General features: G+C 40.3%; 22 protein-coding genes. 12 read left to right on the forward strand and 10 right to left on the reverse strand.

Annotated elements, in window-relative coordinates:
- Nucleotides 1-21: 21 nt before the first annotated feature.
- From accC to J1G40_RS00945, 5 genes are all read left to right on the forward strand, one after another.
- A complete protein-coding gene (gene accC, locus J1G40_RS00925; protein ID WP_265240393.1) occupies nucleotides 22-1374 on the forward strand; it encodes an acetyl-CoA carboxylase biotin carboxylase subunit in 1353 nt (450 codons plus the stop codon).
- A gap of 75 nt (nucleotides 1375-1449) precedes the next feature.
- The gene (locus J1G40_RS00930) at nucleotides 1450-2568 is read left to right on the forward strand and encodes an NAD(P)/FAD-dependent oxidoreductase (RefSeq protein WP_265240394.1); all 1119 of its coding nucleotides are present in this window, start codon (nucleotides 1450-1452) and stop codon (nucleotides 2566-2568) included.
- 152 nt (nucleotides 2569-2720) lie between these two features.
- Nucleotides 2721-3347, forward strand: coding sequence for a hypothetical protein (locus J1G40_RS00935; RefSeq protein WP_265240395.1), 627 nt, complete (start codon nucleotides 2721-2723; stop codon nucleotides 3345-3347).
- Between the two features lie 33 nt (nucleotides 3348-3380).
- On the forward strand, nucleotides 3381-3842 hold the full coding sequence (locus J1G40_RS00940) for a 3-oxoacyl-ACP synthase (protein WP_265240396.1): 462 nt from the start codon (nucleotides 3381-3383) through the stop codon (nucleotides 3840-3842).
- 72 nt (nucleotides 3843-3914) lie between these two features.
- Entirely contained in the window at nucleotides 3915-4751 is an 837-nt protein-coding gene (locus tag J1G40_RS00945; protein WP_265240397.1) for a fumarylacetoacetate hydrolase family protein, read from the forward strand.
- Between the two features lie 5 nt (nucleotides 4752-4756).
- Here J1G40_RS00945 and arfB read toward each other — a convergent pair whose 3' ends face one another.
- From arfB to J1G40_RS00975, 6 genes are all read right to left on the reverse strand, one after another.
- Nucleotides 4757-5164 (reverse strand): alternative ribosome rescue aminoacyl-tRNA hydrolase ArfB, encoded by a 408-nt coding sequence (arfB, locus tag J1G40_RS00950; protein ID WP_265240398.1) that lies wholly within the window; start codon nucleotides 5162-5164, stop codon nucleotides 4757-4759.
- A 10-nt stretch (nucleotides 5165-5174) separates the two neighbouring features.
- Complete coding sequence (locus J1G40_RS00955; RefSeq protein WP_265240399.1) at nucleotides 5175-6149, reverse strand: ABC transporter ATP-binding protein; 975 nt, start codon at nucleotides 6147-6149, stop codon at nucleotides 5175-5177.
- 183 nt (nucleotides 6150-6332) lie between these two features.
- The gene (locus J1G40_RS00960; RefSeq protein WP_265240400.1) at nucleotides 6333-7322 is read right to left on the reverse strand and encodes an aspartate-semialdehyde dehydrogenase; all 990 of its coding nucleotides are present in this window, start codon (nucleotides 7320-7322) and stop codon (nucleotides 6333-6335) included.
- 210 nt (nucleotides 7323-7532) lie between these two features.
- On the reverse strand, nucleotides 7533-7937 hold the full coding sequence (mscL, locus tag J1G40_RS00965; protein WP_265240401.1) for a large conductance mechanosensitive channel protein MscL: 405 nt from the start codon (nucleotides 7935-7937) through the stop codon (nucleotides 7533-7535).
- A gap of 79 nt (nucleotides 7938-8016) precedes the next feature.
- A complete protein-coding gene (alr, locus tag J1G40_RS00970) occupies nucleotides 8017-9123 on the reverse strand; it encodes an alanine racemase (RefSeq protein ID WP_265240402.1) in 1107 nt (368 codons plus the stop codon).
- Nucleotides 9116-9760: a thymidine kinase gene (locus J1G40_RS00975; protein ID WP_265240403.1), complete on the reverse strand. Its 645-nt coding sequence runs from the start codon at nucleotides 9758-9760 to the stop codon at nucleotides 9116-9118. Before J1G40_RS00975 ends, alr begins: the two co-directional genes overlap by 8 nt.
- A gap of 106 nt (nucleotides 9761-9866) precedes the next feature.
- Here J1G40_RS00975 and J1G40_RS00980 point away from each other — a divergent pair, with 106 nt between their 5' ends.
- The 4 genes from J1G40_RS00980 (at nucleotide 9867) to J1G40_RS00995 (ending at nucleotide 12139) form a co-directional block, all read left to right on the forward strand.
- On the forward strand, nucleotides 9867-10559 hold the full coding sequence (locus tag J1G40_RS00980; protein ID WP_265240404.1) for a hypothetical protein: 693 nt from the start codon (nucleotides 9867-9869) through the stop codon (nucleotides 10557-10559).
- 61 nt (nucleotides 10560-10620) lie between these two features.
- On the forward strand, nucleotides 10621-10887 hold the full coding sequence (locus J1G40_RS00985) for a DoxX family protein (protein WP_265240405.1): 267 nt from the start codon (nucleotides 10621-10623) through the stop codon (nucleotides 10885-10887).
- A gap of 5 nt (nucleotides 10888-10892) precedes the next feature.
- On the forward strand, nucleotides 10893-11564 hold the full coding sequence (gene rsmI / locus J1G40_RS00990; protein WP_265240406.1) for a 16S rRNA (cytidine(1402)-2'-O)-methyltransferase: 672 nt from the start codon (nucleotides 10893-10895) through the stop codon (nucleotides 11562-11564).
- Nucleotides 11564-12139 carry a uracil-DNA glycosylase family protein gene (locus J1G40_RS00995; RefSeq protein WP_265240407.1) on the forward strand — a complete coding sequence of 192 codons (576 nt, stop codon included), beginning with the start codon at nucleotides 11564-11566 and terminating at the stop codon, nucleotides 12137-12139. Before rsmI ends, J1G40_RS00995 begins: the two co-directional genes overlap by 1 nt.
- 1 nt (nucleotide 12140) lies before the next feature.
- Here J1G40_RS00995 and ade read toward each other — a convergent pair whose 3' ends face one another.
- Both ade and J1G40_RS01005 read right to left on the reverse strand, forming a co-directional pair.
- Nucleotides 12141-13763: an adenine deaminase gene (ade, locus tag J1G40_RS01000; RefSeq protein WP_265240408.1), complete on the reverse strand. Its 1623-nt coding sequence runs from the start codon at nucleotides 13761-13763 to the stop codon at nucleotides 12141-12143.
- Nucleotides 13764-14354: a carboxymuconolactone decarboxylase family protein gene (locus J1G40_RS01005; RefSeq protein WP_265240409.1), complete on the reverse strand. Its 591-nt coding sequence runs from the start codon at nucleotides 14352-14354 to the stop codon at nucleotides 13764-13766.
- Nucleotides 14355-14502: 148 nt separating this feature from the next.
- Between J1G40_RS01005 and J1G40_RS01010 the strand changes: the two genes are divergently transcribed.
- The 3 genes from J1G40_RS01010 to J1G40_RS01020 all read left to right on the forward strand — a co-directional run bounded on the left by J1G40_RS01010 (nucleotide 14503) and on the right by J1G40_RS01020 (nucleotide 17135).
- Entirely contained in the window at nucleotides 14503-14931 is a 429-nt protein-coding gene (locus J1G40_RS01010; protein WP_265240410.1) for an OsmC family protein, read from the forward strand.
- 79 nt (nucleotides 14932-15010) lie between these two features.
- On the forward strand, nucleotides 15011-16699 hold the full coding sequence (gene recJ / locus J1G40_RS01015; protein ID WP_265240411.1) for a single-stranded-DNA-specific exonuclease RecJ: 1689 nt from the start codon (nucleotides 15011-15013) through the stop codon (nucleotides 16697-16699).
- A gap of 91 nt (nucleotides 16700-16790) precedes the next feature.
- Nucleotides 16791-17135: a DUF6686 family protein gene (locus J1G40_RS01020; RefSeq protein ID WP_265240412.1), complete on the forward strand. Its 345-nt coding sequence runs from the start codon at nucleotides 16791-16793 to the stop codon at nucleotides 17133-17135.
- Between the two features lie 8 nt (nucleotides 17136-17143).
- Here J1G40_RS01020 and J1G40_RS01025 read toward each other — a convergent pair whose 3' ends face one another.
- Both J1G40_RS01025 and J1G40_RS01030 read right to left on the reverse strand, forming a co-directional pair.
- The gene (locus tag J1G40_RS01025; protein WP_265240413.1) at nucleotides 17144-17905 is read right to left on the reverse strand and encodes a UDP-2,3-diacylglucosamine diphosphatase; all 762 of its coding nucleotides are present in this window, start codon (nucleotides 17903-17905) and stop codon (nucleotides 17144-17146) included.
- A 46-nt stretch (nucleotides 17906-17951) separates the two neighbouring features.
- Nucleotides 17952-18401, reverse strand: a complete 450-nt coding sequence (locus J1G40_RS01030; RefSeq protein ID WP_265240414.1) for a 6-pyruvoyl trahydropterin synthase family protein — start codon at nucleotides 18399-18401, stop codon at nucleotides 17952-17954.
- Between the last annotated feature and the right edge of the window lie 24 nt (nucleotides 18402-18425).

Below are 18425 nucleotides of genomic sequence, written 5' to 3' on the forward strand. Positions count from 1 at the left end.
GAGTCTTAATTTTTGACAATTATGTTTAAAAAAATACTTATAGCCAATAGGGGAGAGATTGCACTTCGAATAATCAGAACCTGCAAAGAAATGGGCATTAAAACGGTGGCAGTCTATTCTAAGGCAGACGAAGAGAGTCTTCATGTCAGATTTGCTGATGAAGCAGTTTGTATTGGCCCGGCCCCAAGTAGTGAATCTTATTTAAAAATTCCCAATATAATAGCGGCAGCGGAGATCACAAATGCAGATGCCATTCATCCAGGATACGGATTCTTATCTGAGAATTCTAAATTTTCCAAAATATGTGCCGAGCACGAGATTAAGTTTATCGGAGCTTCAGGTGATCATATAGATAAAATGGGAGATAAGGCCACGGCTAAAGCCACAATGAAGGAGGCTGGGGTACCAACAATACCCGGATCTGAGGGATTGCTTAAAGATGTAGCAGACGCAAAAAAGATCGCCAAAAAAATGGGGTATCCCGTAATGATCAAGGCTACTGCCGGAGGCGGAGGAAAAGGTATGAGAGCGGTAATGAGTGAAGATGAAATGGAAGACCATTTTAACAGTGCCGTACAGGAAGCCACTGCTGCCTTTGGCAATGGAGGAATGTATATGGAGAAACTTATTGAGGAGCCCAGGCATATAGAAATCCAGATTGTTGGGGATCAATATGGAAAGGCATGTCACCTTTCAGAAAGAGATTGCTCTATTCAAAGAAGGCATCAAAAACTTACTGAAGAGACCCCCTCTCCTTTCATGACAGACAAATTAAGAGAAAATATGGGGTTGGCTGCAGTGAAAGCTGCCGAATATATAAAGTATGAAGGTGCCGGAACGGTAGAATTTCTTGTAGACAAGCATAGGAATTTCTATTTCATGGAAATGAATACAAGAATACAAGTAGAGCACCCTATCACTGAACAGGTCATTGATTATGATTTAATCAGAGAGCAAATTCTGGTAGCGGGAGGAGTGCCTATTTCCGGTAAAAATTATACTCCTAAACTTCACTCTATCGAATGCAGGATCAATGCCGAAGACCCCTACCATGATTTTAGACCTTCACCTGGGAAAATCACCACATTGCATACTCCGGGAGGACATGGGATAAGGTTAGATACCCACGTATATAGCGGATATATTATACCGCCGAATTACGATTCTATGATTGCCAAGCTAATTACCTCAGCTCAAACAAGGGAGGAAGCCATAAACAAAATGAAGCGGGCATTGGACGAATTTGTAATTGAGGGGGTTAAAACCACCATTCCGTTTCACAGGCAATTAATGGATCATCCTGACTATCTGGCTGGAAACTATACTACGGCGTTTATGGACGATTTTGTCATGGATCCGCCAGCAGAGGATTAGCACAGCTTTTTTTATTATTTGCCCGGGAATAGCGGAAACTTAATATCTTGCAGATCTAGATGCAGATATTTTTAAATGACCTTAAGTTATTGGGAACATAAAACCTGGTTATCCAACATTGATTACACCATAGTTGGTAGCGGGATTGTTGGTCTTAATTGCGCACTGCGCTTAAGCCAGAGATTTCCCAGTGCCAGAATCCTCGTTTTAGAAAAGGGAGTTTTACCACAGGGCGCCAGCACAAAAAATGCTGGTTTTGCTTGTTTTGGCAGTATTTCAGAAATATTATCAGATTTAGACAATCACACCGAAGAGGAAGTTGTAGAGTTAGTAAAATTACGCTGGGAAGGAATTCAAATGCTGCGTGACGCTCTTGGAGATGCCGATATAGGATATGAAAACCATGGAGGTCACGAGATTTTCCTGAAAGACGAAACAGAAAGATATAATCACTGTCTGGATAATATTGGGTATATCAATGAGCTTCTCACTCCTGTTTTTAAGCAAAACGCATTTAAGAAGACAAGCAATGTGTTTGGTTTCGGCAATACCAAAAAACTCTATATTTCGAACATTTTTGAAGCCCAGATAGATACCGGGGCCATGATGGCCAAGTTGCTTGCTAAAGCAAGAAAACAAGGGGTGAGGATACTCAATGCGACAAAAGTGGAGGAGATAAGCGAAACTGCAAATGGGGTACATATCAAAACAGATAATTTTGAATTCTCTACAGCCAAACTCTTTATTGCAACAAATGGCTTTGCATCTGCTCTTATTGGAGAACAAGTTAATCCTGCCCGGGCCCAGGTTATGGTAACAAAACCCATAGAACACCTTAAAATAACTGGGACATTTCATATGGATGAAGGCTACTATTACTTCAGAAACGTAGCCAATCGCATTTTGCTTGGAGGGGGTCGTAATTTGGACTTTAATACAGAGAAGACAACAGAATTTGGACTTACAGAACGCGTTCAAAATAAACTGGAGCAATTATTGGAAGAGGTAATCTTGCCCGATATCCCTTTTGAAATTGAAAGAAGGTGGAGCGGTATAATGGGCATTGGGAATCAAAAAAAACCGGTATTAAAACAGTACTCAGATCATGTTTTTTGTGGTGTTCGCCTTGGAGGGATGGGGATAGCAATTGGGAGTTATGTAGGGATACAATTGGCAGACCTTTTAGCTGATTAGCGCGATAATCGATTAAAATGCGCTTACAGCTATTTTCTTTTTTCATATTAAAATTAATGTCGTTTCTTGTAAAATCGGGAGCTAACTAAATTGCTTGTGTCAATAAGAAACTTCTTAGACCAAGAGTTATTTGCCAAACTAGAAGCTATGCTATGAGAATAAGAAATTATTATCATTGTTTTAAGGGAATAATATTCTTGTCAGCTGTTATTTTAGCCAGCTGTGCTGGCTCTAATAGCAAGTTTAAACAGGAGTACGCCAGGGTATGGAAAGAAACTATTAAATCTGATGCCTGGAAGGCTTCGTTAGTTGACCGTTCCGATACGGATTTACAGGAGGATCAGAATTTTTATACCAGCAACGAAGAGGTAGTACTCGATGCAGAGACTATAACAGGGGGTAAAGCCGGTATCAATGAAAAATACAAAAATCTCGTGGCCGATGCTTACTTTAAAATAATAGCAGAAGCAGAAAAGTCTGATAGAAGATTAAAGAATGAATATGAAAGGCTTACGCAGCAAGGGAATCAGGGAACATCCAGTAAATTAAATAAAAATGAACTGGTACTGGCGGCCAAAAAATACGAAGCACATAATGCCATGCTGAACGGACTTAAGTCTTGGAATATTATGAGTGAGTATGGCTCAGATGATCTGGAATTTTTTCAGGCCGAGCATAGAAAAAAAGTGGTTGCAATGATCAGTGCTTCCCAGTCTGAGGAGGCCATCATAAATTATTTGGTGTATAAACTGGCCGACTTATATCATTTTGAGCAGTAGCCTTCATCCTTTCTTGATTATAATTTCACTACTATGTCTGCTTTGGTAAATATTAAAGAGGAGCTTTATCAATTTTGCTCAGATTATATAGATAAAAGGTTAGTACGAATTCAAAAAGAAATTAGAGGGATTCAGGATTCCATGAAATCCGAAACCAAAAGCAGTGCAGGCGACAAGCACGAAACAGGTCGGGCTATGCTTCAACTAGAGCGTGAAAAGCTAGGGCAACAACTTTTGGAAGCCGAAAAAACCAGGCAAATATTAAACCAGGTAGATGTTAACCAGAACTCGGCAATAATTGGTCTTGGCAGTTTGGTGCATACTTCAACAAATAGTTATTTTATAGCTATTTCATCCGGGCAATACAAGATGGGTAATAACACCATTTATTGTATTTCTGCAGGGACACCTATAGGTAGAGAATTAATAGGTAAAAGCAGTGGTAACCGACTTATATTTAAAAACAATACCACAATTATCGAAGAGGTGCTATAGTCACTTTTATTTTCGATCATATAATCAAATATTTTCTATAAATTGAGAGCTGCTATAATAAAGTATGGCCCTATGAAAGCGTATAAGGTTAAAAGTGGTGTATTAATTGAAGCAGACGGAAAATGCCATCTGTTACAAGGTACAGATTGGGATAAGTTTATTAATGATGATGAGGTATATAATAATACCAGGAAGAAATTAAATCCTGGTAACCAAATAGATAATGCCTCTTTATATTTAAAGAAGGAATTAGAAGCGCCGGTAAAGAACCAGGAAATCTGGGCAAGCGGAGTCACCTATTACAATAGTAAATTAGGGAGGGAAGAAGAATCAAAAGAAGCCGGAGGCAGTAATTTTTATGCCAGGGTTTATGAAGCAGACCGGCCCGAACTTTTTTTCAAGGCAATGGGTTATAGGGCAGTTCCTTCAGGCGGCATGGTTAGAAAAAGGGCAGATTCTACCTGGGATGTGCCGGAACCAGAACTTACCTTATGTATAACCTCTAATGCTAAGATCATTGGTTATACCATAGGGAACGATATGAGTTCCAGGAGTATCGAAGGCGAAAACCCCTTATACCTTCCGCAGGCAAAGTCTTATGATGGGGCTACGGCAATTGGCCCTTGTGTATTGTTAACAGGGCAACCTTTACCCGCCGACACAAAAATAAGTATTAGCGTATCCAGAGATAAGGAAACGGTCTTTGACGGAACAATTGGGATAGATCAGATAAAGCGAAACTTAGAGGATCTTGTGGAATATCTTTACAGGGAATGTTCTTTTCCCAATGGAAGTTTGCTAATGACGGGTACAGGAATTGTACCCAGCTCCGATTTCAATTTGCAATCCGGAGATGATATAGTTATTAGAATTGATGGAATTGGAGAGCTGAAGAATTCTGTCGCTTAAGACAATTATTGATCGGTACCTGGGCGTTGCCTGCTTATCTTTTTTAAGGCAGCCTTTTTTTTACTTTGAAGTCTTTTTTCTATGGCCGCTTTGGAAGGTTTGGTTTTCTTTCGTTTTTTGGGCACCTGCAATGCCTCTGTTAAAAGATTAAAAAAACGCTTTATTACAAGTTCTTTGTTTTTATGCTGACTCCTGCTCTCTTCACATTGCAACTGCAATGAATTTTCTTTTGTAAGCCTGTTAGCTAGTTTTTGAACGATCCTGCCCTTTTCTTTTTCTGTCAGCCCTTTTGAGGCATCCAGATTAAATTGGAGCACTACCTTGGAAGATACTTTATTTACATGCTGCCCCCCAGCTCCGCTACTGCGTACGGCCTGGAAGTTTAATTCCTGAAGAATACGTTCTTTGTCCAAATCAAATATATCAGTTGCCCAGGCGTTTATTGAGTGTCTCCAGGGAAACATTCAGGAAAACCGTAGTATTGGGCTCCAGGGCACTGTCCGAGTTAAAAAAGACTTTTTCTCCTTCAGCAATCCCTTCTACAAGAAAATAGTTCCCCATAAGATATGCCTTTTTCACCACAGTTTTAAGGCCCGAGTTCTTGGAAACCTTAAATTCATGAGCATATACTATAATTCTTTGTGTGGTATCTGTATAGGACTTGACAATATTCACAGGAATTAAATTAGCCTCTCCAAAAAGAGACGCTATATAGAGGTCTTTTGGCTGTTCATATAGTTTCAGCGTTTTCTCATTTGCAAGAACGTGTTTATCTTTTAGCACAATAATTCTATCTGCAAAAGGTAGCACATCGTTATGGTCATGTGTGGCAGTCAGGCAACTAATTTCTTTTTCTTTTAAATATGAAAATACGTTACGTCTTAAACTGTTTTTGCTGAAATTGTCTATATGGCTAAAGGGCTCATCCAAAAGGATTATTTCCGGTTCCTGAGCAAGTACCCTGGCAAGGGCTACCCTTTGTTGTTGTCCCCCACTAAGTTTACTCACTTTTGTATCTGCAAATTCTGTAAGTTCTATCATCTCGAGCAGTTCCCCGGTTCGCTTTTTGAGTTCTTTGGGCCTGAAAGCAGATAAATACTGACTTATATTTTCTTTTACAGAGGTAAACGGCATCAGGTCAAAATCTTGAGAAAGGTATTTCATATAGGCCTCTCCCGGGACAAGATTAAAGAGAGGGCCCATGATTTGATTTGCCCCCCAATACACTTCACCTTCGACCACATGAAGAAGTCCGTAAATTACTTTCAAAAGCGTGCTTTTTCCACAACCACTTTCGCCAATAACGGACACATGTTCGCCCTTTTTAATTTTAAAACTGATGTCCTGGAGCACCAGCTCTTTCTCATAGGCGAATGAAACATTTGCTACCTTAAGCATTCAACTATTTTTAAATTGAAAAACCATCTCTGTATTAGAAACGGTTTAGGGCTTAATTTATTGATTTACCCATAAACTCAATGGGTATTCTATGATTACGGCCTTATGCCCGAAAGTAGTTAGTTCCAAAAATACGATCAGAGCAGGCAAGTATTAAGACTATATCGTGGCTGGCACTATAAATTACACCAGGCTATTTTCTGTCAGGTACTCAGCGATCTGAACCGCATTGGTAGCTGCTCCTTTTCGTAAATTATCTGCTACTATCCACATATTGAGACTATGTCTTTGCGTCTCATCTCTTCGTAATCTACCAACAAAGACCTCATCTTTGTCATGGGCATATACTGGCATTGGATAGGTATTGGTGTCCGGATTATCCTGTACAATTACCCCTGGGGTAGTGCTCAGTAGGGTTCTAAGTTCGTTTAAATCAAAATCTTCATGGAATTCAACATTTACCGATTCTGAATGTCCGCCTGCCGTTGGAATTCTTACCGCAGTGGCAGTAATAGAGAAGGTTCTGTCATCAAGAATTTTCTGAGGTTCCCTTGCCAACTTCATCTCCTCCTTGGTATAGCCATTTTCCATAAAAACGTCGCAGTGAGGTAATGCATTTCGACTAATAGGATAAGGATAAGCCATTTCGCCTGAAAGCCCGGCAATCTCATTTTCGAGCTGCTGTACCGCTTTAACACCGGTACCGGAAACAGACTGATAAGTAGAAACTACCACCCTTTTCATCCTGTACTTCTTGTGCAAGGGCGCCAATACCATTACCAGTTGAATTGTAGAGCAATTGGGATTGGCTATTATTTTATCTTCTGCAGTCAGTTCAGCTGCATTGATTTCCGGAACGATTAATTTTTTGGATGGATCCATACGCCAGGCGGAAGAGTTATCTATTACCGTAGTACCCGCCTCAGCAAATTTAGGTGCCCATTCCAGGGAGGTATCTCCTCCGGCTGAAAAAATGGCTATATCTGGTTGGGCTTCAACGGCTTGATCAAGTCCAATTATAGTATATTCAGAACCTGCATAGTTCATCTTCTTCCCTACAGACCTTTCAGAGGCTACCAATAAGAGTTCTGTTATCGGAAATTTGCGCTCCTCCAGTACTTTCAACATTACCGCTCCTACCATACCAGTGGCGCCAACTACTGCTACTTTCATTATTTCTTATTTAGGGGTGTAAAAGTACCTCAAGACAGATTACCGCACAAGTAAAATCCCAGTTATTATAAAAATATAACATTATGTTATGAATATCACAATATTAAAAAATAACCGCAACCATGGTTTGAAGCCCGGCTGCGGTTTAAATTAATTAAGTGTAGCGGTTCGTCCTTTTAAACTATTATTGGTTTTTTAAGGACAAGAATTCTAATTCTTTTTCAGAAGGTCCCTGATCTCTGCAAGGAGATCTTCTTGTGAAGGACCAGCAGGAGCCGCTTCTGGTGGTGGCGCTTTCGTTTTGTTATACGCCTTTACAATCATGAACATTACAAAACCTACTATAATTAGGTTTACAATGGTATTGATCCAGGCACCCCATCTTATTGCATTTTCAGCAACAAAACCTTCTTCACCTGCTACTCCTGACGCTTCAGTAAGCACAAATTTAAGGTTAGCAAAGTCCATTCCGCCTGCAAAATGGCCTACAATGGGCATAATAATGTCCGCAACAAATCCATTGACCACCAGGCCAACAGCACCTGCCAAAATTACGGCAACAGCAAAGTCAATGACATTGCCAGTCATAATGAAATTTTTAAATTCTTTAAGCATACTAATAGTGTTTAGTTGGTTAATACCTTTACAAGATACTAAAATAAAGTGCATATCACGGCCTCAGGAAAATTCCTGTTTACTCCAGAATAATTCTGGGTACCCGCGCGGAGATGGCTGTTAGAAGTTCATAGGAGATAGTTGAAGCTGAGGCGGCCAAAGTTTCTGCAGATTGTTCTTGTCCGAAAATAATTACTTCATCACCTTCCCTGCAATCTATACCGGTAATGTCTATCATAATCATATCCATACAGACATTTCCTATAATTGGGGCTTTTTTGTTGCCAATACAAACATATACTTTCCCGTTGCCATAATGTCTTCCTATACCATCTGCATGGCCAATTGGCAATGTAGCCGTTTTTCTGAAATGATCCGCTTTATACGCCCTGTTATAGCCTACGCTTTCGTTAGGTTCAATTTTATGTATTTGCGAAATGATGGTTTTTAGGGTGCCTACAGGTTTAAGCTCTTTATCTACAGTTGGGTCATTTCCGTAGCCATAAAGTCCAATACCACAGCGAACAAGATCAAATTGTGCTTCTGGATAGTTAATTAATCCGGAGGTATTCAAAATATGCCGGAAAGGAGAATATCCCAACATGTTATCTACTTCTTCCCCAATTTTCTTAAATGTTTTAATCTGGGTAGTCGTAAATTCTAATTCTGCTTTGTCCTCTGAAGCTGCCAAATGAGAGAATATTGATACTATTTTTAGTTCATTACTGTTTTTCAGGACCCCTTTAATAAATGCTACATCGTTTTCCCAGAATCCCAACCTGTTAAGCCCGGTATTAAATTTCAGATGCACCGGATAATTTTCTTGTTGCAATGCGTTTGCAGCCCTGTGAAATTCTCGCAAAATTTTAGGGGAATACAAACTGGGTTCAAGACAACGCGCTATGAGTAATTCAAAATTTACCGGTTGAGGATGTAAAACCAGGATAGGTATGGTAATACCGGCATCTCTTAGTGCTACGCCTTCTTTAACATAGGCAACAGCAAAATAATCTACACCCAACTGCTCTAACTTTAGCGCTACATTTACTGTATCACTTCCATAGGCAAAGGCTTTAACCACGGCCATAAATTTGGTTTCCGGCTTTATTTTTGAACGCAGATAGTTGTAGTTGTGCTCCAGTGCCCGAAGATCAATTTCGAGCACGGTTTCTGAAGTTTTAGGCATTAGTGTCCTTTTTTGTGTGCATAACTTCTTCTACTTCCACCTCCATCTTACTCACTTTCTCTTTCAGCATGGCTTTATAGAAAGCAGCCCTGCTCAAGGGTTCGTACTCTTCTGTTTCCCCTAGAAACACCAATTTATCACTATTGGATTTTCTAAAGCTATAATTCGCCAAGTTTCCTGTTCTTGTGCAAATTGCATGCACTTTGGTTACATATTCGGCCGTTGCCATAAGCGCAGGCATTGGGCCAAACGGGTTGCCTTTAAAATCCATGTCCAAACCAGCCACTACCACTCTGACGCCCCTGTTGGCTAAATCATTACATACGGTAATTATTTCATCATCAAAAAATTGCGCTTCATCAATACCAACCACATCACAATCATCTGCCAAAAGTCTGATATTTGCAGCAGCAGGCACCGGTGTAGATCTTATTTCGTTTTCATCATGTGAAACCACCATTTCTTCATGATAGCGTGTATCTACAATTGGTTTAAAGATCTCCACTTTTTGCCTGGCAAATTTAGCGCGCTTTAACCTGCGTATCAATTCTTCAGTTTTACCAGAAAACATAGACCCACAGATTACCTCTATCCATCCGAATTGTTCCTTATGATTAACAGTATTTTCGAGAAACATTTTGTAATTTTAGACGAAATTAATGGGTTTTCGCGTTCTTAATAATACCCAGGTATAAAAGTATTAAAAAAGAGGGACCTTTAGGGGAGAGGAAAAACAAAAAGCGATGAAAAGAAAATTGAAAGAGGAATTGGTAAAGATGTCTACCGATATCATTACATCCCGAGGATTAGAGGATATTCCCGAGTTATATGAGGCTGCTAAGAACCTTTATGAAAAATTAGCGGTACTGAAATTCATTGACGAAAAATTAAATGATATTGAAATTGATGTTTCAAAAAACGTCATTGCCGCCAAGTTCGAAAAGATGGCTAATTCGGTGATGAATGAAAATAAATCGGTACCTGAAAGCAACCCGCATGACGAAGATATTATGATTCCAGGGATGGATACTATAAAGGAAATGGTCTCCGAGATGCCTACGGAAGCGGAGGTAGATCAGGTATTTGCTGAATTTGTTGCAAAGCCAGATTTGATGAAGAACGATAAAGACATGGTGAGTCCGGAGATGAAAAAAAACGGCCATAAAGAAGCATCTTCATCTAAATCCTTAAATGACCGGCTGGTTAACAAAGAACTTACCGTTGGTCTTAATGACCGGCTGGCATTCGTAAAGCACCTTTTTAATGACAGTACAGAAGATTTTAATCGGGTAATTTCACAATTAAATACTATTGACAGCGAGGAACGTTCTATATCGTTTGTCGAAAATATGGTTAAGCCAGATTATGATCAATGGACTGGGAAAGAGGAGTATGAAATTCGCTTTATTAACTTGATTACCCGAAGATTTTCTTAGTCTATTTGTCGTTATTTATTTAGTACCTTTAATTCTTTGGAATTCGGAGATAGGCTAACAAATGAATGTTTACAAGCTCTTATATTGGATAGCAATTGCTACTTTAACTGCGATCATGCTCCTTTCGGTGTACAACTATTTTTTTAATCACGTGACTGTTATCGGGCATTTTCAACATTTCGGATACCCAGAGGATTTGATATATCCATTGGCAATTGCAAAACTTTTTGGATTAAGTGCCATATGGGGAAATTTTTCTACCTTCCTTAAAGAATGGGCTTATGCTGGATTCTTATTTTACCTGGGAAAAACTAAGGCCTTAACCTAAATCATATGGGCAAATTATTCATTGTGCCGACACCAATAGGAAATTTAGAGGATATTACTTTCAGGGCAATCAGCACTCTTAAAAAGGTAGATCTGATCTTGGCCGAAGACACTCGTACCAGTGGAAAACTTCTAAAACATTATGAAATTGCCACTCCTATGCAAAGTCATCATATGCATAATGAGCATAAGACTATAGATGCCATAGTTAATAGATTAAAGCATGGAGAAACTATTGCATTGATTTCAGATGCCGGGACACCCGCTATTTCGGACCCTGGTTTTTTGCTCACCAGATCGTGTATTGCTAATAATATTGATGTGGAGTGTTTACCCGGAGCTACCGCCTTTGTCCCGGCTCTCGTTAACAGCGGTTTGCCGAATGACAGATTTATCTTTGAAGGCTTTCTACCGTTAAAAAAAGGACGGCAAACCAGATTAAAACAACTTGCAGATGAAACCAGGACCATGGTTTTTTATGAATCTCCACATAAGCTGTTAAAGACCTTGTCTAATTTCATCGAATATTTTGGAGCGGATCGACCCATTTCTGTTTCAAGGGAGTTAACCAAAATGTATGAAGAAACGGTAAGAGGAACAGCTCAGGAAGTCTTGGAACGCTTTAAAACCAAGCCTCCAAAGGGTGAATTCGTGATTGTGGTAGGAGGAAAGAAGTAATGAAAAAATTGCTTAAGGAAATTGAGAAATGTGAGGTGTGCAGCGCCCATTTACCCCTGGGGCCAAGACCTGTTGTGACCGCACATCCGGATGCCAGAATTGTAATTATCGGACAAGCGCCTGGCACGAAAGTTCATAATACAGGAGTGCCGTGGGATGATCCCAGTGGAAGGCAATTGCGCAAATGGCTGGGGATAACTGATGAAACGTTTTACGACCCCAGTAAGATAGCATTGATGCCTATGGGGTTTTGTTATCCGGGGAAAGGAAAGTCCGGAGATTTGCCACCCCGCCGTGAATGCGCCCCTTTATGGCACAATGCCCTATTAGAAAAAATGCCTCAACTACGGTTAACCCTGGTTATTGGGATGTACGCACAGAAATATTATTTAAAAGGTCAGATTAAAAAGAACCTGACAGCAACAGTCCGTGCCTACCAGGAGTATTCTCCGGAATATTTCCCATTGCCACACCCCTCACCCAGGAATAGATTCTGGCTTTCAAAGCACCCCTGGTTCGAAAAAGAAGTGGTTCCAAAAGTTCAACAAAAGATTGCTGAACTCCTGGGAACCTGAATTACCCTTGAAGATTTACAAAGTCAAATGTTTTCCCACTAAACAGGCCTTTATCGGATAGTTTTAGGTCCGGTATTACCAGAAGTCCCATAAAAGCAAGTGTCATAAAGGGAGCGGTCAGGGGACTTCCAAAAAATTTTGCCGTCGCATCCATTTCTTCGTAGGCCAGGGCGGTCTTCTCGCCATCCATTGCACTCATAATTCCGGCCACGGGTAAGGCGAGGCATTTTTCTGTTGTTTTATCCACGGCACAGATTCCACCCTTGTTTTTAATAATAAGATTTACCGCACGACATATTTCTTCATCTGTGGTACCAATAGCAATTATATTATGCGAATCATGCGCTACAGAACTGGCAATGGCGCCTTTCTTCATGCCAAAATTTTTGATGAAACCAATAGCAGGGGAGCTTTCTTTATACCTGTTTACCACTGCAATCTTTAGAATGTCATTTTCTATGTTAGACACTAACTTTCCGTCTTTCACACAAGCGTAATCTAATTGTTCCCCGGTTATCAGCTCCCCGTCCATTGCAGTTATGGCCCGCACTTCTGGTGATGCCGCACTTTGATGGAAATCGGCAATCGTTTTCGGGGAGATATTAAAGTTATTGGGAGTTTCAAAAGGTACGGAATCAACTAAAGAGGTGTTATTTTCTGCTACCAGCTTACCGTTTATATAGGTTTGTACAACATTAAAATCCTTTAAGTCCTCGACGAGAATAAAATCTGCTGCATCTCCTTGTTTTAAAAGCCCAACATCCATTTTATAATGAACTACGGGATTAATGCAAGCTGCCTGAAGCACTTCAAAAATATTAATACCCTTGGCCACTGCTCTGGCGCATAGTTGATTAATATGACCCAACATCAAATCGTCCGGATGTTTATCATCTGAACAGAACATCATGTTTGGAGCGTTTTCGGGTAAAAGAGCTATAAGGGCTTCAAAATTTTTGGCAGCACTACCTTCCCTGATAATTACTTTCATTCCCAGCGCCAGTTTTTCTTTGGCCTCTTCATAACTAACACACTCATGATCTGTGGAAATACCCGCTTCAATATATTTTCTTGCCTCCGCGCCTCTAAGTCCGGGAGAATGACCATCTACGGGTTTACCGATTTTTTTGGCGGCACTGATTTTTTTGAGCACCTCAGGATCTTCATTAAGCACCCCGGGATAGTTCATCATTTCCGCCAGGAAATAGATATCCTCAGAAGCCAGTAGTTTGCTTATCTCCTCTGAGTTTATCCTTGCCCCGGAAGTCTCAAAATTCGTAGCCGGTACACAGGAAGGGGCGCCAAAATGAAATTTAAGGGGAACTTTTTTCCCATTTTCTATCATGAATCTTACCCCCTCTACCCCCAGGACATTTGCTATTTCGTGCGGATCTGATACTGTTGCTATAGTGCCATGACAAACAGCCAAACGAGCAAATTCTGATGGCACCAGCATTGCACTTTCAATGTGAATATGGGCATCAATAAATCCGGGCAGAATATAATTTGTTGAGTTGTTCGCTTTTTTGGTCAGGGACAAAATTTTACCCTCGGAGATAGTAATTTCACCAGGATAAATATTCCTGGCCGGGATGTCTACAATTTGCCCCTCAATTTTTTTCATCTACCGATGTTTTCCGGTTTCCCATCCATGTTTTCCAAGATATTGTTCTCCGCTCTCCACAGCACCATCTTCAATGCTTGTGCCCATAGAATCGTTCCATCTGTTTAAATAGCCAAATAATGATATTACCCCAAGCATTTCTACAACTTCTCCTTCATTCCAATGCTCGTATAATCTGGATTTGATCTCCTCATTTACTGAGTTAGGAACCTGAGAAGCAAGCAGTGAAAAGTCTAGAGCAGCCCGTTCGGCTTCCGAAAATGCAGGGTGGGTTCGGTATTCCCAGATATTATCCAATTGTTCCTGTTCAGCACCATAGCGTTCTGCAGCTCTGATAGCATGTGCCTGGCAATATCGGCATCCGGTTGCATTACTACTCACCCAGGCGATCATTCGCTTAAGAGCAGAGGTTACGCGCCCCTCATTGGCCATCACGGCCTTATTCAGGTTAATAAAAGCTTTCGAAATGGCAGGCCTGTGTTGCATGGTTAAAACAGAATTGGGACAGAAGCCAAGGGTTTCATTGAAAAACTCCGCGAGTTTTTTAGTTTCTGAATCGTGGTTGGGGTCAAGGGGTTCAACTAAGGGCATATTGCTTTAATTTAATTGTATTTTTAAGAAGTAGAAATTGAAAATTCACAGATTTCAAATTAATCAAAATAAATAGCTGAATTGATCCTGCGGTTTGGCCGGATCTCATTAAATTCACCAAATTATTTTTTACAAGAAACGAAAAATTATGGGCACAACAAATCATATCAGCACCAAATGGCTAGGGAATATGGCCTTCGAAAGCAACAACCCTTCCGGACTTAGTTTAACTATAGATGCTGGTCCTGAGGATGGTGGAGAAGGCAAGGGATTACGGCCCAAAGCCTTAATGTTATCCAGCTTGGCGGGCTGTTCAGGCTTAGATGTTGCCGCCCTAATCCGTAAAATGAAACTTGAGGTAGAAGAATTTACCATTGAGACCATAGGTCATCTTACCGATGAGCACCCAAAATATTACAAAGGGGTGACTATCGAGTATCATTTTCACGGGAAGCAACTTAAAGAAGAGAGGTTACAGCGAGCAGTAGATCTGTCTATTGAAAAATACTGCGGGGTAACGGAAATGTTCAGAGGTTTTGCTGAGTTAGAAATTAAGACCTTCTTTCATAAGCGGTAACCTGTCAAAAGGTCTGGCAGGCGCACTGCGATGAAATTGCAGGGAAAAACCATTTATTTAAACTTTCTAGTAGTTATCAATGCATTGGACACTTAAACCTAAACCAGATAAGAGCCAGGTTACGGCATTAGCCAGTACCCTGAAGGTAGATTATCTGGTTGCCCAATTGCTACTTCAAAGGGGGATTGATGATTACAATAAGGCCAGGGAGTTTTTTAGACCACAACTTTCAGACCTTCATGATCCTTTTCTGATGAAAGACATGGAAGTTGCTGTATCAAGGATAGAGACGGCCATTGCCAATAGCGAAAATATTTTGGTATACGGGGATTATGACGTGGACGGCACTACGGCCGTGGCCCTGCTTTCTTCATATTTATTGGAAAGTTATCCAAACATCGCTACCTACATCCCGGACAGGTATACCGAGGGGTACGGGGTATCACGGCAGGGAATAGATTTTGCTGAGGACAATGGATTCTCCCTTATTATAGCGTTAGATTGTGGTGTAAAGGCCTTGGATAAAGTAACTTATGCCAAGGAGAAAGGGATAGACTTTATAATTTGTGACCATCACCGCCCAGGCGATAAATTACCAGAAGCAGTTGCCATTCTGGACCCCAAAAGAGAGGACTGTACTTATCCTTATGATGAGCTCTGTGGTTGCGGAGTTGGATTTAAGCTAATACAGGCTCTGGCTAGCAAAAAAGGTAAAGGAATACAAGAGCTTCTTCCTTATATGGATTTGGTGGCCACAGCTATCGGGGCAGACATTGTTCCAATTACAGGAGAGAACAGAGTGTTGGCCTATTATGGGTTGAAAAGATTCAATACACAACCCAGGATTGGTTTTAAGGCAATTATTAATCAAATCAAGAAGAGCGCACTTAGTATAACCGATGTTGTTTTTATCATTGCCCCCCGGATCAATGCAGCAGGAAGAATGAAACACGGTCAGCACGCGGTAAATCTGCTTACAGCTACGGACTTAAATCAGGCAGAGCTTATAGCTGCAGATATTGAGCAATACAATACAGATCGTAAAGGGCTCGATAAAGTAATTACTCATGAAGCCCTGGAACAGATACAAAAAAACAGGGAAGAAAATAATTTCACATCTGTGGTTTATAAAGATAGCTGGCACAAAGGAGTAATCGGAATAGTAGCTTCCAGATTAACAGAGACCTATTACAGACCTACCCTGGTATTTACCAAAAGTGGCGATAAGCTGGCGGCCTCAGCACGCTCCGTAAAAGGCTTTGATGTATATAATGCACTCCAGGGCTGTTCCGAACATATTGAACAGTTTGGGGGGCATAAATATGCCGCCGGGCTCACATTATTGGAAGAAAAATACAATGCTTTTAAAAGCAATTTTGAAAAAGTAGTCGCCGAAACCATAGATCCGGCACTAATGACACCAGAACTACTTATAGATGCTCGTATTAATTTGGAGGATATTAGCCCGAAATTGTACAGGATTATTGGTCAATTTGCCCCATTTGGCCCCGGTAATATGGCGCCGGTTTTCATGGCAGAGGACCTTAGAGATTCTGGATACGCAAGAGGAGTGGGAGAAGAAAACAAGCATCTGAAATCAGCTGTTTTTCAAAATGGGGGAAGACCAATCAATACCATAGGATTTAATTTAGGGAACAAATTAGCCACTGTAAGGAGTGGAAAACCCTTTGCTGCCGTCTTTACTATTGAAGAAAACGAGTGGCAAGGAACAAAAAGCCTGCAGCTTAAGTTGAAAGATTTGAGATAGTATAGCGGAGAACAAATTATACCAATTTTATTATTTAGAATGATTATAAATAATAAATTTACTGTATATTTGATTATCTCTATGTTAGTATATGCAAGATATTCATCCTATTTATTACAATAAGTTTGGTATTACATTCCAATGGAAAACCAGTACCGGGAGAGATGTGTCTAAAATTCAGATGGTTTTCAGGGATACAGGATTCCTGCTTACAGAAGACGAATTGAAAAAGTTTTCACAATGCATCAAAAACAGTTTGGATAACTCTTATTCATGCCTGGATTGTACTGATAGTGATACTTGCAGGGGGCTGCTTTTAGACACACCTGCAGATCAGGTATCTTTAGTGATGAGTAAGAAAGAATTGCTTGAAATAAAAGATTTGGTGGCAGGGACATTGTTTGAATTGAGTTTATCCAGGATACTAGATCTTTAAAAACAGACTCAATACTTCTCTAAACTGAGCGCACTGCCATCGAAGACAGCATATGTGTAGTATGAAATCCAATCTCCTAAATTGACATATTTCGAATGCTGTTCCAGGGCAATTTCCAGAGGGAGGTGTCTGTGTCCAAAGACAAAATAATCATAATGCTTGGTATCTAATTTACGCCTTGCATATTGTACTAACCATTCCTTGTCTTCTCCAAGAAACTTTATGTCTTCATCACCGGAAATAAGCTTATTTTTTACAGAAAAATACTGGGCTAATTTTACACCCCAATCCGGGTGCAGCCATCTGTAAAACCATTTAGCAACAGGATTAGTAAATACCTTTTTCATGCGTTTATAGCCCTTATCTCCGGGCCCCAGCCCATCACCATGCCCAATAAAGAACGAAGCATCATTGAGTTTAAATTGTTGAGGCTTGTGAAATACAGGGATGTTAAGTTCTTCCTCGAAGTAGCCGTTCATCCATAAATCATGGTTGCCAACAAAATAATACACCGGGATGCCAGAATCTGTAATTTCTGCCAGTTTACCTAAAGTTCTGGTAAAACCCTTTGGGACTACCGTTTTGTATTCCATCCAGAAATCAAAAAGATCTCCGACCAAGAAAATAGCAGCGGCATCCTGCTTTATATGGTCTAACCAACTTACGAATTTCATTTCACGGGGCCTGCTTTGCTCCTGATTAGGAGCACCCAAATGATTGTCGCTGGCGAAATAGACCTTTTTACCCGCCGGAATAGTAATACTTTTCATTTAAATGTAAAGATAAGCAAAGTGCCTTTATAGCTCCCGGGCAATTTTAGTTGTCAGCAGCATGCCATTCTGCATAAGCGGTTTCTGTTTCTCTTAACTTTAGTGAATGAAGCTGGATATTCTGGGGTAACCGGGCACTGATCTTAGCCGCAAAATCTATGACCATATTTTCGCTTGTTGGCTGATAATTGGCAAGAATAACTTTATGACCCCTGTCTTGCAGTTCCTTTGCCAATTCTATATGTGGAGTATTTTTGTTGAATACGGTGGCGTGGTCAAAAGGGTCTACCACTTCCTCTTTGACAATCTTTTTCAGATCTCCGAAATCTATGACCATTCCTAGTTTGACATCGTCACTATCTTTAATGGGAACCCCAATTACGGTAACTGAAAGTTTGTAACTGTGGCCATGTACATTTCTGCATTTTCCATCATATCCATATAAGGCATGCCCTGTTTCGAAGGTAAATTGTTTCGTGATTCTTATGATGTCCATATATCAATTTAGAGTTAGATGTAG

The sequence above is a fragment of the Muriicola sp. Z0-33 genome (assembly GCF_026126425.1).
Lineage (GTDB): Bacteria > Bacteroidota > Bacteroidia > Flavobacteriales > Flavobacteriaceae > JAFMPW01.

Excerpts from the sequence above, each read along its gene's own strand:
- J1G40_RS01020 (WP_265240412.1), top strand. The coding sequence starts at position 16,791 with ATGCAAGATATTCATCCTATTTATTACAATAAGTTTGGTATTACATTC.
- J1G40_RS01010 (WP_265240410.1), top strand. The coding sequence starts at position 14,503 with ATGGGCACAACAAATCATATCAGCACCAAATGGCTAGGGAATATGGCC.
- J1G40_RS00945 (WP_265240397.1), top strand. The coding sequence starts at position 3,915 with ATGAAAGCGTATAAGGTTAAAAGTGGTGTATTAATTGAAGCAGACGGA.
- J1G40_RS00980 (WP_265240404.1), top strand. The coding sequence starts at position 9,867 with ATGAAAAGAAAATTGAAAGAGGAATTGGTAAAGATGTCTACCGATATC.
- J1G40_RS00940 (WP_265240396.1), top strand. The coding sequence starts at position 3,381 with ATGTCTGCTTTGGTAAATATTAAAGAGGAGCTTTATCAATTTTGCTCA.
- rsmI (WP_265240406.1), top strand. The coding sequence starts at position 10,893 with ATGGGCAAATTATTCATTGTGCCGACACCAATAGGAAATTTAGAGGAT.
- alr (WP_265240402.1), bottom strand. The coding sequence starts at position 9,123 with ATGCCTAAAACTTCAGAAACCGTGCTCGAAATTGATCTTCGGGCACTG.
- J1G40_RS01030 (WP_265240414.1), bottom strand. The coding sequence starts at position 18,401 with ATGGACATCATAAGAATCACGAAACAATTTACCTTCGAAACAGGGCAT.
- accC (WP_265240393.1), top strand. The coding sequence starts at position 22 with ATGTTTAAAAAAATACTTATAGCCAATAGGGGAGAGATTGCACTTCGA.
- J1G40_RS01005 (WP_265240409.1), bottom strand. The coding sequence starts at position 14,354 with ATGCCCTTAGTTGAACCCCTTGACCCCAACCACGATTCAGAAACTAAA.
- recJ (WP_265240411.1), top strand. The coding sequence starts at position 15,011 with ATGCATTGGACACTTAAACCTAAACCAGATAAGAGCCAGGTTACGGCA.
- J1G40_RS00960 (WP_265240400.1), bottom strand. The coding sequence starts at position 7,322 with ATGAAAGTAGCAGTAGTTGGCGCCACTGGTATGGTAGGAGCGGTAATG.
- ade (WP_265240408.1), bottom strand. The coding sequence starts at position 13,763 with ATGAAAAAAATTGAGGGGCAAATTGTAGACATCCCGGCCAGGAATATT.
- J1G40_RS00995 (WP_265240407.1), top strand. The coding sequence starts at position 11,564 with ATGAAAAAATTGCTTAAGGAAATTGAGAAATGTGAGGTGTGCAGCGCC.
- J1G40_RS00955 (WP_265240399.1), bottom strand. The coding sequence starts at position 6,149 with ATGCTTAAGGTAGCAAATGTTTCATTCGCCTATGAGAAAGAGCTGGTG.
- J1G40_RS00975 (WP_265240403.1), bottom strand. The coding sequence starts at position 9,760 with ATGTTTCTCGAAAATACTGTTAATCATAAGGAACAATTCGGATGGATA.
- mscL (WP_265240401.1), bottom strand. The coding sequence starts at position 7,937 with ATGCTTAAAGAATTTAAAAATTTCATTATGACTGGCAATGTCATTGAC.
- J1G40_RS00985 (WP_265240405.1), top strand. The coding sequence starts at position 10,621 with ATGAATGTTTACAAGCTCTTATATTGGATAGCAATTGCTACTTTAACT.
- J1G40_RS00930 (WP_265240394.1), top strand. The coding sequence starts at position 1,450 with ATGACCTTAAGTTATTGGGAACATAAAACCTGGTTATCCAACATTGAT.
- J1G40_RS01025 (WP_265240413.1), bottom strand. The coding sequence starts at position 17,905 with ATGAAAAGTATTACTATTCCGGCGGGTAAAAAGGTCTATTTCGCCAGC.
- J1G40_RS00935 (WP_265240395.1), top strand. The coding sequence starts at position 2,721 with ATGAGAATAAGAAATTATTATCATTGTTTTAAGGGAATAATATTCTTG.